At 42.3% G+C, this 11,942-nt stretch carries 11 protein-coding genes and 4 tRNA genes; 11 read left to right on the forward strand and 4 right to left on the reverse strand.

Annotated elements, in window-relative coordinates; genetic code table 11:
- Positions 1–385 precede the first annotated feature (385 nt).
- From WA256_RS19705 to speB, 4 genes are all read left to right on the forward strand, one after another.
- Positions 386–847, forward strand: a complete 462-nt coding sequence (locus WA256_RS19705) for a GNAT family N-acetyltransferase (protein WP_063527385.1) — start codon at positions 386–388, stop codon at positions 845–847.
- Between the two features lie 72 nt (positions 848–919).
- The gene (locus tag WA256_RS19710) at positions 920–1,354 is read left to right on the forward strand and encodes a hypothetical protein (protein ID WP_335993041.1); all 435 of its coding nucleotides are present in this window, start codon (positions 920–922) and stop codon (positions 1,352–1,354) included.
- 253 nt (positions 1,355–1,607) lie between these two features.
- A complete protein-coding gene (gene speA / locus WA256_RS19715; protein ID WP_063528297.1) occupies positions 1,608–3,521 on the forward strand; it encodes a biosynthetic arginine decarboxylase in 1,914 nt (637 codons plus the stop codon).
- A 3-nt stretch (positions 3,522–3,524) separates the two neighbouring features.
- The gene (gene speB, locus WA256_RS19720) at positions 3,525–4,448 is read left to right on the forward strand and encodes an agmatinase (protein WP_335993045.1); all 924 of its coding nucleotides are present in this window, start codon (positions 3,525–3,527) and stop codon (positions 4,446–4,448) included.
- A 57-nt stretch (positions 4,449–4,505) separates the two neighbouring features.
- On the opposite strand, the gene WA256_RS19725 is transcribed toward speB, so the two are convergent.
- Positions 4,506–6,092: a LysM peptidoglycan-binding domain-containing protein gene (locus WA256_RS19725; protein ID WP_054561800.1), complete on the reverse strand. Its 1,587-nt coding sequence runs from the start codon at positions 6,090–6,092 to the stop codon at positions 4,506–4,508.
- Between the two features lie 147 nt (positions 6,093–6,239).
- On the reverse strand, positions 6,240–7,013 hold the full coding sequence (gene gloB, locus WA256_RS19730; RefSeq protein WP_269407845.1) for a hydroxyacylglutathione hydrolase: 774 nt from the start codon (positions 7,011–7,013) through the stop codon (positions 6,240–6,242).
- A 53-nt stretch (positions 7,014–7,066) separates the two neighbouring features.
- On the opposite strand from gloB, the gene WA256_RS19735 reads away from it, so the two are divergent.
- Positions 7,067–7,825 (forward strand): class I SAM-dependent methyltransferase, encoded by a 759-nt coding sequence (locus tag WA256_RS19735; RefSeq protein WP_054551627.1) that lies wholly within the window; start codon positions 7,067–7,069, stop codon positions 7,823–7,825.
- Here WA256_RS19735 and WA256_RS19740 read toward each other — a convergent pair.
- Both WA256_RS19740 and rnhA read right to left on the reverse strand, forming a co-directional pair.
- Positions 7,796–8,659 (reverse strand): MBL fold metallo-hydrolase, encoded by an 864-nt coding sequence (locus tag WA256_RS19740; protein WP_269407846.1) that lies wholly within the window; start codon positions 8,657–8,659, stop codon positions 7,796–7,798. The genes WA256_RS19735 and WA256_RS19740 overlap by 30 nt on opposite strands.
- A 90-nt stretch (positions 8,660–8,749) precedes the next feature.
- The gene (rnhA, locus tag WA256_RS19745; protein WP_335993050.1) at positions 8,750–9,217 is read right to left on the reverse strand and encodes a ribonuclease HI; all 468 of its coding nucleotides are present in this window, start codon (positions 9,215–9,217) and stop codon (positions 8,750–8,752) included.
- Between the two features lie 68 nt (positions 9,218–9,285).
- Between rnhA and dnaQ the strand changes: the two genes are divergently transcribed.
- The 6 genes from dnaQ (at position 9,286) to WA256_RS19775 (ending at position 11,883) form a co-directional block, all read left to right on the forward strand.
- The gene (gene dnaQ / locus WA256_RS19750) at positions 9,286–9,996 is read left to right on the forward strand and encodes a DNA polymerase III subunit epsilon (RefSeq protein WP_054561795.1); all 711 of its coding nucleotides are present in this window, start codon (positions 9,286–9,288) and stop codon (positions 9,994–9,996) included.
- Between the two features lie 9 nt (positions 9,997–10,005).
- Positions 10,006–11,379, forward strand: a complete 1,374-nt coding sequence (locus WA256_RS19755) for a TIGR03503 family protein (protein WP_335993053.1) — start codon at positions 10,006–10,008, stop codon at positions 11,377–11,379.
- Positions 11,380–11,477: 98 nt separating this feature from the next.
- Positions 11,478–11,554, forward strand: a tRNA-Asp gene (locus WA256_RS19760).
- A gap of 27 nt (positions 11,555–11,581) precedes the next feature.
- A tRNA-Asp gene (locus WA256_RS19765) sits at positions 11,582–11,658 on the forward strand.
- Positions 11,659–11,699: 41 nt separating this feature from the next.
- Positions 11,700–11,776, forward strand: a tRNA-Asp gene (locus WA256_RS19770).
- A 30-nt stretch (positions 11,777–11,806) separates the two neighbouring features.
- Positions 11,807–11,883 (forward strand) — tRNA-Asp (locus WA256_RS19775).
- Positions 11,884–11,942: the final 59 nt, after the last annotated feature.

Here is an 11,942-nt window from a genome sequence, read left to right on the forward strand (position 1 = left end):
GTCTAGAGGTTCTCATACATATTGAAATAGGTCCCAAAATTTAAGAATAAATCAGTACTTTCTAAATAAGTGGTTCTGCGAAGTCATTTTCAACTGAAAATAAGATGAATTTCATTTCAACTCTAAGGCTTTTATTTTTAAGTGACTGCCTTGTTAAAATTTGTCAGCAGAAAGCATTAATCCTAAATAGGGTGGTGTAGGTTGGACTTTAATTTTTATCAACTGGGCGTTTTTTCAGTTACATACCGTTGAACTAAGCGATAGTATGGCGGTCTGAACAGTACCTATAAAAATGAATATTGAAAACAAGAGTAGAGGATCAGACTAATATCCGATATTATTGTTAACATCATTAACAAAACCGACATATAAAAATGGGAGTTTTATGCAGTTAGTCGATTTAAATCCACATGATCCTGAAGTAGTAAACGTGTTTTCTGATATAGACCGACTCATAAACTCATTATACCCTGTTGCTACCGCCCAATCTTTAAGTGTTGAAGAGTTAGCTGAGCCTAATGTATATGCTATAGGCTTAAGAAATGAAGATGGTATCGTTGCATGTGGCGCAATCGTGATGCAAGAAGGCAACCCTCCATACGGTGAAATCCGCCGTCTATATGTAAAACCAAGTTACCGTGGTAAAGGTTTGTCACGTCGAATTATGCAAATATTATTGCATCACGCTGGTGAGCAGCAAATTCCACTAATTCGATTAGAAACAGGTCCTAAGCAAACAGAATCTATTAGCCTATACGAAAACTTAGGTTTCAATCGTTGTGGTCCGTTTGGTAACTACAGTGAAAATCCACAAAGTTTATTTATGGAGTTAGGGCTTAACCAGTAATTTAAGTGTTAGCCATGTTTTAGTGAGGTCACCTTAATTTATAAATACTCCTTAAAAATCATGTGCTTTACTATGGTTTCACTGGTGGCTGCTTGCGGTGAGAAACCGAAACTATCTAATTTTACTCAAAATAAGTTACCAGACCTTACTATTGGTGCCCACAGGTTCTACTTAAACTCATGTCATTCCCTCACTGGTGTCTTCAATCATGATGGCACCATAAAAACAAAAGTAATTCTCACATTTCCCACTCGTCCTCTAAGTGTTTGCACTGATAAACAATCACAACTGAATTTTGATGGTACTTATCTGACTGTAAAAATTTGCCGCACTGCTTTTGGTGCTGGTGGCTGTGGGGTTGAAAAGTATCGCACTAAAGACTTCGAGAATTGGCAAGAGTACATAGGTATTACGTGGCATGAAAATGAGCAATATGAAGCGTGGAGGCAACTAGGGTCAAACTCTTCAAAAGCTGATGACATCACAAAAGTAGTGCCTGTCCTCTGAAATGCATTTACAGTGACTGTCCTTTATAATTGCTCATTTGCCATATTGAGTGCCTGTCCATCTAAAGGAATTTTAAAATCTAACAACTAAATCAAACCCTAATAATATTGGGAGTTTATCGATTAGTTTTTCACATCAAAAATCACTCGTTACGAGTAAAAATTCTTGTTGGACTTGAATCACTATTTTTCTTTTAATGCGCGGCAACAACCCTTGCCGAATTCGGCACTACTAAAATAAAAGAGAAAGATAGATGAAAGAGACAACATCACTAGAACAAGCTCGCACGAGTTACAATGTTCGTCATTGGAGCCAAGGTTTCTTTGGTATTAATGATCAAGGTGATGTGTATGTTGCGCCAAAGGCCTATGCCCCAGAGCAAACCATTGCACTAATCGATATCGCACAGCAGTTACAAGATAAAGGCTTAAGCTTGCCTGCGTTGGTTCGTTTTCCACAAATTTTACATCATCGTGTACATAGCTTGTGTCAGGCATTTAACACGGCGATTGAAAATTATGGTTACCCAAAAGACTATTTACTTGTTTACCCAATTAAAGTAAACCAACAGCGCGAAGTTGTTGAAGAAATCGTTGCAAGCCAAGCTGATATTGAAAAGAAGCAATTGGGTCTAGAAGCGGGCAGTAAACCTGAGCTATTGACTGTATTAGCGATGGCTGAAAAAACCAGTGCTGTCATTGTGTGTAATGGCTACAAAGACCAAGAATACATTCGTTTAGCACTGATTGGTGAAAAGCTAGGTCACAAGGTTTACATTGTTCTTGAAAAACTGTCTGAGCTAGACATGGTGCTTAGCCAAGCTAAAGAGTTAAACGTAAAGCCGCGCATTGGTATTCGCGTACGTTTAGCGTCGCAAGGTAAGGGCAAATGGCAAGCAAGTGGTGGCGAAAAATCAAAATTTGGTTTGTCGGCATCGCAAGTACTCAGTGTGGTTAATCGCCTTAAAGCGTCTGATCAACTTGATCTGATCCAACTTGTACACTTTCACTTAGGCTCGCAAATGGCCAACATTCGCGATGTTCGCTTAGGGGTGAGTGAAGCTGCGCGTTTTTACTGTGAGTTACGCAAATTAGGTGCACAAATTGATTGCTTAGATGTGGGTGGCGGTTTAGCGGTAGATTATGACGGTACTCGTAGCCAGTCACATAACTCAATGAACTACAGCCTAAGTGAATACGCTAATAACATCGTATACACCATTGGTGATACCTGTAAGTTATATGAGCAGCCAATGCCGCGCATTATTTCTGAGTCAGGTCGTGCGTTAACAGCGCACCATGCTGTATTGATCTCGAATGTTATCGGCACCGAAAGCTATGTACCAGAAGACATTCAAGCGCCAGCTGCTGATGCACCACTTTTATTAAAAAACATGTGGACATCATGGCAACAGTTAAGTGATGACAATGACGACCGTGCATTAATCGAAATTTATCACGATAGCCAAGGCGATTTAGCCGAAGCACATAATCAATTTGCACTTGGTTTGTTAGATTTAACAGAGCGAGCATGGGCGGAGCAAGTTAACTTACGTGTATGTTATGAACTTAACAAACATATGGATAACAAAAATCGTTTTCACCGCCCGATTATTGATGAATTAAATGCGCGTTTAGCAGATAAGTTTTTTGTGAACTTTTCATTATTCCAGTCATTACCGGATGCATGGGGTATTGACCAAGTGTTTCCTGTTCTACCATTAAGTGGTTTAACAGAAGCACCACAAAAACGCGCCGTGTTACTTGATATCACTTGTGATTCAGACGGTGCTATGGAGCACTATGTCGACGGTCAAGGTATTGAAAGCACATTACCTGTGCCAGCTTTTAGCGAAGAAAAACCATATTTAATGGGCTTTTTCTTAGTGGGTGCTTATCAGGAGATTTTAGGTGATATGCACAACTTATTTGGCGACACACACAGTGCAATTATAAAAATGGATGAGCAAGGTCAGGCGCAAATCACTGAAGTTAACGAAGGTGATACCGTTGCAGACATGATGCGTTACGTACATTTAGATGTAGAAAGCTTCCAGCAATCTTACGCCCAGCTGGTGGCAGCTAAATTGCCAGAAACTGAACAGCAAAGCGTATTAGATGAGCTGCAAACTGGCTTAAATGGTTACACTTATTTAGAAGAGTTATAAGCAATGTCGACATTGTTTGACCACACAGATCATTCATTGTATTCAAACGGCATGACGTTTTTACGTCAGCCGATGGTGCAGAACATCACCGCAATCGATGCCGATGTAGTGGTGTTAGGTTTACCCTTTGATTTGGCGACCTCAGGTCGCCCTGGTGCACGTTTAGGGCCTGACGCAATTCGTCGTGCCTCAGTGCACCTCGCATGGGAAGAAACCAAGTACCCATGGATGTTTCCGTTGTTTGAGCGTTTAAAATTAGCTGATGCAGGTGATTTTACTTACCCAGTAGGCGACCCAGAATATTTTACAGCGCAGTTAGAATTAGCCGCTGAGCAAATTCTTCGTCAAGGTAAAACATTATTAGGTTTAGGTGGCGACCACTTTGTGACTTTGCCGCTACTGCGTGCCCATGCTAAGCAACACGGTAAAATGGCATTAGTTCATTTTGATGCCCACACAGATACTTACAGCAATGGTTCGCGTTATGATCACGGCACCATGTTTTATCATGCGCCAATGGAAGGGCTTATTGATGTTGATCACAGTATTCAAATTGGTATTCGTACTGATTTTGATCAGAATAAGCATGAGTTTGCAGTGATTGATGCAATGGCAGCCAATGATTTGCCAGCGCAAGATATCGCAGAGCAAATCAAAGCGCGTGTGGGTGACTTACCAGTGTATCTAACCTTTGATATTGACTGCCTTGATCCGGCATTCGCTCCAGGGACAGGCACCCCAGTGTGTGGTGGCTTAACCAGCGATAAAGTACTCAAAGTACTTCGTGCGTTGAAAGGCATTAATATGGTCGGTATGGATGTGGTTGAAGTGTCGCCATCCTATGACCAAAGTGAATTAACGGCGATTGCCGCAGCGACCATTGCCAATGAGTTATTACACTTATGGGCTTTGAAGCATAAATACTAAATGAGAGAGACAAAGAGCGCCATTAGGCGCTCTTTTTTTTGATATTAGATGAAGCAATTAAGCGCTTCGAACATCAACCTTTAATTTAAGCTTTTGCCCAGGTTGAATGTATTTTTGCCCAGCTAATGAGTTCCATTTAATAATATCTTCTACAGATACATTAAACTTAGCAGCAATGCGCGCTAACGAGTCACCACGACGAACTTTATAGGTAATGGTGCGTTCTTTGATTTGTGTAGCAGCAAGTTGTGATTTTTCTTGCTTATACACAGTTAGCTTTTGACCAACACGCAGTACCGCGTCTTTTTTCAGCTTATTCCATGTTGCAAGTTCAGCTATGGTCACATCGTACTCACGGCTGATATCCCACAGTGTATCGCCACTGGCCACTTTATGGCTTAGCTTTTTACGTGTTGCTTTATTAGCCGCCATACGCACTGACTTTGGTAAATGCTGGCTATTAATCTCACCATCGCTTAGTGGCACAAGTAATTGCTGACCAACACGAATAGTATTCGATGAAAGCTTATTCAGGGTTTTAATCGCGTTTGTGCTTGTTGAAAACTTCTTCGCAATCACAGATAAACTGTCACCACGTGCAACAACATATTGCTGCCAGCGAAGGCGATCTTTTTGCTCTGTTTTAGCTAGCTTGTCAGTAAACGCTTCAACTTTATCAGATGGTAATAATAAAAAGTGTGGGCCGTTTGGATCTGTCGCCCAGCGATTGAAGCCAGGGTTTAAACGATACAGCTCTGTTAAGCTAATACCTGCCATGTCAGCGGCAAGTGCTAAGTCAATTTGGCTCCCTACATTTACTGCTTCAACGACTTGAGCATTAATTATTGGCTGCCACTTAACACCAAATTCGTCACTGCGTTTTACCAGATCAGACAGCGCTAACAGCTTAGGTACGTAGGCTGTGGTCTCTCTTGGTAAATCAAGTGACCAAAAATCCGTTGGTAAATGCTTTTTACGGTTCTTTTTAATGGCACGCAGTAAACGACCTTCACCTGAGTTATAGGCTGCAATGGCATTTAGCCAATCGCCTTCTAAGGTTTTGTGTAGATATGATAAGTAATCTAGCGCTGCACGGGTCGATTGCACAATGTCACGGCGACCGTCATACCACCAGTTTTGTTTCAAATCGAAACGCTCACCGGTTTGTGGCATAAATTGCCAAATGCCAGAAGCACTGCGATGTGAATAACCAAATGGGTCAAACGCACTTTCTACAATAGGTAAAAGCGCAATTTCGATTGGCATTTGACGCTTTTCGACTTCTTCTACAATAAAGTATAGGTAAGGCTCAGCGCGTTTAGAGATACGATCTAAATAGGCCTGATGACGTGCATAATAGTTACGCTCAGCAACAACTGGGCGGTTTTGTGGCACATCAATCGAAAGCTGATAACGAATACGCTCCCATACATCATCAAATACAGGAGGCGGCTCATCAATATCGGTTAATTGTTGATATTGAGCGTTAATCATCAATGCATCATTGATATCGCTCGGACTTGCGCCGTCTAATTGTTGCTCAACATTATTGCTTGCAACATCTGTACTTGCTGAATCAGAAGCTGTTAATTGACAGCCACTTAAAATCAGCGCAAGTGATAAAACTAAAGGAGACTTATACATATATACCCATACATCAGGTAAAAAAACTCGGCGAATATTACCTGCTCTGAGAACATATTGCCACTTTATGACCAGTTTATGTCAGCTTATTATTGCAAGATGCTGATCTAAATATACAAAATTGTAACTACCGGTGTTTACGTTTTTTTAAAAGTTATCTTTCCAGGCTCTGAGACCTGCAAAGCGTTGCCAAGGTTCATTCAGATCCAAATTAATTTTTAGCTCATCAGGCAGCTCATCAGTGATTGTTGCTATATTGCTACGTAAAAATGGATTTATTTGTTTTTCCACGCCTAACTGGGTTGGCAAGCTTATTTCGTCTTTGGCGCGCAGAGTATCAACTTCATCACTGTAGCTGAGTAAGTACTCATTGTTTGGTTCAACGGCTTTTGCGAAGGCTAAGTTGGCTTGCGTGTATTCATGGGTGCAGTAGATTTTACACTCATCTGGCAGGGCTCTTAGCTTACATAACGAGTGCCACATTTGTTCTGCGCTGCCTTCAAATAATCGTCCGCAGCCAGCACTAAATAAGGTGTCGCCAGTAAAACTTAATTCGTCATTAATGTAACAAACATGGTCTAGGGTATGACCAGGTGTCGCAAGCACGGTAAAGGTGTAATCATAAACAGTGACTTTATCCGCTTCTGATAAGCCATGAGTAATACCTTTAAAAGGGCTATGTCTTGGCCCATAAACCGGAATATCACGAAATTCCTTAACCAGTGCAGCCACGCCATCGGTATGGTCATAATGGTGGTGAGTAATCAAAATACCGCTAAGTGTTAAGTTATGTTCGCTTAGATAGTGTAAAACAGGCTCTGCTTGACCGGGGTCGACGACCCAGGCTGTTTGCTCAGCTTCATTGCTGATGCACCAGATGTAATTATCAGAAAAGGCTTTAATTGCTTTAACTTGCACCATGTTTAATTGCTCTATAAAGTGACAGTTAACACACAGTATAACGAGCTCAGAAAATGAAACCAGCCCTTAGTTTTCAAGAAGGTCCTAAGCCATACACTTGGCAGCAGTTCCCTCATGGTGACTATTTACGTGCTGAAATTGAACGTAAGCTAACACCATGGCTGCCACGCATGTTTGGTTATCACATGCTAAAACTTGGTAATTTAAGTGGCGAGCTGGCAACCAGTGAAAGTCCTATTAAGCACCAAGTTTGTGTCGCAGAGCAGGGGCTATTTACTGGTGTTATTGCTGATGTAGACGAGTTACCTTTTTATGAGCACAGTGTTGATGCCTGCATATTGTCGCATTGCTTAGAATATCATTCTGATCCACACCACATCTTACGCGAAGCACATCGTACTTTAATTCCCGGTGGTTATCTGGTGATCACGGGCTTTAACCCGTTTAGCTTGTGTGGCTTGGCGCAGCTTTTACCTTTTAGTCGCCAAAAGTTACCTTGGACAGGGCGCTTTTTTACGCCATCACGAGTAAAAGACTGGTTGAATCTATTAGGCTTTGAGATTATTTCGGACGAGCGATTTATTCATTCATCGCTTGCAAGGGGTAACCGTTTATCGCGTTTTGCTGCGTGGCGCAGTTTTGGTCAACAATATTTAAAGCCAATGGGAAGTGTATATATGCTGGTGGCTCGAAAACGTGTGGCCCCGCTTACACCAATTAAACCTAAATGGCATGCAAGGCCGCAATTTTCGCCGGTAAAAGGAGCAGGGCTCAGGCAAACATCAAAGCAGCACTGTGAGCGGGATAGCTAAATAGTGTTGTTGCGTGTCTGTTTTGCTTGGGTACTGGCCTGCACGAATATTTAATTGAATAGAAGGGTGCAACAGCTTTGGTACAGCCAAGGTTGCATCACGGCCTTCCCGAGTCGCAATAAAGCTTTGTTTATCCCCTTTTAAATGAATGTTTTGCTCACGCTGCTCTTTCACTGTGGTTTTGTTCGCAAGAGGGCGGCCATCTGGTTGATAGTCATGACACATCCAAAGTACGGTATCGTCAGGAAAAGCTAAAATTCGCTGTAGTGAGTCATATAACTCACCGGCACTGCCTCCTGGGAAATCACAGCGGGCTGTGCCACTGTCTGGCATAAAGAAGGTGTCGCCAACAAATACATTGCCATCAATGTGAAAACACACGCTGTCAGGGGTATGGCCCGGCGTGGCAATCACATCTACTGTGTAATCACCTAACTGAAATTGTGCTTTATCAGCAAATAAAGCATCAAAAGGTTCACCATTACATGGCATATCAAGATTATAAAGTTGGCTAAAGTGCTGTTGCACTTGTGTGATCCCTTCACCCGTGCCGAGTTTACAAGGGTGTGTGTCTTGTAATTGCTGCTTTATGTAACTTGCTGCGGTGATATGGTCAGCATGGGCATGAGTTTCAAGAAGCCATTGAAGTGTCAGCTGCTCAGTCTTTATATAGTTAATGATCTCATTGGCGGTGGTAAAACTTAATTCACCACTTGGCATATCAAAATCAGCTGGCGCATCAATCAGCAAGCACTGTTTAGTGCTTTCGCAACTGACTAAGTAACAGAGAGTAGCACTTTGTTGATGAAAAAAAGAGTGAATGCGCAGAGCCATAATGAATCCTTTATATTTCGTTATAGCCAAATCTTATAACATATAACAAAAATATAAAACGACCTGCGCCAAGTTTATTTCAAGGTACTTTTAATTACCGTCGTAACCTGTGTCTTCAAGTAATTGATCGCTGCCAGCTGCTTCGCGGGCTAGATCGTCAACAATCTCATTGTATTTATTGCCGCTATGGCCTTTTACCCAACGCCACTCTACCTCGTGTTGTTGGCAGGCAGCATCGAGTCGTTTCCATAAATCGACATTCTTAACTGGTTTTTTAGCAGCGGTTTTCCAGCCGCGCTTTTTCCAATTTTCAACCCATGACTCAATGCCTTGTTTCACATATTGGCTATCGGTCGTCAGAATGACGTGACAAGAGCGGGTGAGGGTTTCTAGTGCAACGATAGCTGCGAGCATTTCCATCCGATTATTTGTTGTTAGGGTGTAGCCTTGACTTAACTGCTTTTCGTGGTCGTTGTATCGCATCACGATGCCATACCCTCCAGGCCCTGGATTTCCTAAACATGATCCATCGGTGTAAATCTCTACGGTTTTCTGCACTGTTTTACCTTGATATTGTGTACAATAAAGTGAATATAGAAAGATACCAGAGTCAGGCTTAAGACGATATGGCACATAGACAAATAGTTTTAGATACAGAAACCACGGGTATTGACCCAAAGCAAGGCCACCGCATTATTGAAATCGGTTGTGTTGAACTTGTAAATCGCCGTCTTACTGGCAACAACTTTCATGTGTATATCAATCCACAACGTGAAATAGAAGAAGAAGCAATAGACGTTCACGGTATCACCAATGAATTTTTGCGTGATAAACCCCTGTACCACCAAATTGCCCATGAGTTTTTAGAGTATATTCGTGGCGCTGAGCTTGTTATTCATAACGCAGCGTTCGATATCGGCCACATGGATAATGAGTTTGCATTGTTAAATCAAGGTTTTCCGAATACTGCCGATGTATGTACTGTACTTGATACGTTAAAAATGGCGCGTGACTTGCACCCAGGTCAAAAGAATAACCTTGATGCACTTTGCCGTCGTTACGATATTGATAACTCAAAGCGTACGTTACACGGCGCTTTACTGGATTCTGAGATCTTAGCCGATGTTTACCTGTCGATGACGGGTGGGCAAGTAAAGCTGAATCTTAATCAAAATAAAGATGAAGGCTCAACTCAACAAGCTGGTGGTATTCGCCGACTAAGTGCTGATAGAGCACCGCTTGTGGTATTAAGAGCAACAGAACAAGAGCACGCCGCTCACGAAGAGCGTTTAGACTTGGTTGCAAAGGGTGGCCAATGCCTATGGCGCGCAGAATAAGGTAATAAAATGAGAAAACAACTACTAGCAGGATTAGTGTGTTTAATTCCCTTAGCGGGATTTGCCAACGAGCAAGATAAAATAACCCCATTAGAACGCGATGGGGTGCAAAATGAAATTCCCCTGCTAGAGAACCGTTTTCGTATTGACCATAAAGTCGATAAAGTAACCTTACTCTTCTTTCGTAAACGCGGTGCTCCTGCCGTTGTTTTAGTACGCCCTGACGGCACTAAGTATTACGCTACTGACTCAGTAAACAATGATGACCTCGACTGGCATGATGAACTGAGCTACGACCTGATCACCATTAGCAACCCTATGCCTGGCCCTTGGCAAGTGGTCGGCAGTATCTTGCCAGATAGCCGTATTATGGTGCTAGGTGAAATAGAGCTTAATGTTGATCCACTCCCGCCTATGCTGTTTCGTGGTGAAACAGTAAAGCTGACTGGCCGCGTATTAAATGATGGTGAACCAATAGAAGTTGGTCAGTTTCGCGATGTAATCAGTTTGCACGTTGATTTTGTCAGCACTAATAATAGTGATTACGCAAACTTTGGTGCGGGCACGCAAAGTGTTACCGATTTTAGAGATGATGGCCGCGGCTTTGATGAGCGTCCGCTTGATGGTGTGTTTACCGGTGAGTTTAAACTGGTCTTTCCGGCAGGAGAGTGGCAACCAGAGCTATATATAGAAACGCCTATATTAAAGCGTACCGTTGTGCAAAAACCAATTGTGGTGCATGAGCCGCCTTTTGATTATGAAGTAGCACTTGCTGAGCAAGATGAAGATGACCACATTTTAACAATCACCTTAAATCCTGAAATCGTCAAACCAGAAACTGTACTTATTCAAGGAAAAATATATTACCCCAATAATGAAGAGCAAATGTTCTCTTTAGATGCTGATAAATCGCAAACACGAGAGCTTGCAATTAAAAATTATGATTGGGGACGGTACAGTGTTGAGTTTTCTGTATTTGGTAGCAACATAAATGGCCGTGAATTTATGGCGACGTTACCGACTTATAAATTTGAAATTGAGCGACCAATTGAAGCTGTACCAGAAATTGTTCGCCCAGAAATTGATTTAGAAGCGCAAGCAGAGCAACAACGAATTCTTGAAGAAGAACAAAAAGCGTCCACCATGCTCATGGTGACCTTAATTGTTGTTGGAAATTTAACCGTCCTTTTATTAGGTTGGCTGGCAATTAGAATTTTTGTTCAGAAGAAACCGCTGAAATTTAAAATTTCTTTACCGTTTTTAAAGAAAAAAAATCAAACCGAAAATGATGAGCAAGCAACGAATGAAAATGAAGTTGGCAAAAATGGCTCAAAAAATGACAAATCAGGTGAAATTTTAAACCTTTCGATGTCAGATGACTAAAAAACCTGTAAAAATACAAAAAACCCCTTGACGAACCAGAGGGTGATTCGTATTATTCACGCCGCTGTCAGGGGAGACTCAGTCAGCAACGAAAATGTGGAGTGGTAGTTCAGTTGGTTAGAATACCGGCCTGTCACGCCGGGGGTCGCGGGTTCGAGTCCCGTCCACTCCGCCAATTTTCGACAATTTGTAAGTATGCGCTGGAGTGGTAGTTCAGTTGGTTAGAATACCGGCCTGTCACGCCGGGGGTCGCGGGTTCGAGTCCCGTCCACTCCGCCAATTACTTACACAACTTATGGTTGTAAAACATTTTCCTTTGCGGAGTGGTAGTTCAGTTGGTTAGAATACCGGCCTGTCACGCCGGGGGTCGCGGGTTCGAGTCCCGTCCACTCCGCCAATAGGAAAAATAAATAGCATTAAATACTGCGGAGTGGTAGTTCAGTTGGTTAGAATACCGGCCTGTCACGCCGGGGGTCGCGGGTTCGAGTCCCGTCCACTCCGCCATTTGATATCATAAACAAATTAAGTGCATTACCCCATGCACATACCACTGCGGAGTGGTA

Origin of the sequence: Pseudoalteromonas sp. CH_XMU1449-3 (assembly GCF_037027245.1) — a bacterium.
Taxonomy (GTDB): domain Bacteria; phylum Pseudomonadota; class Gammaproteobacteria; order Enterobacterales; family Alteromonadaceae; genus Pseudoalteromonas; species Pseudoalteromonas shioyasakiensis.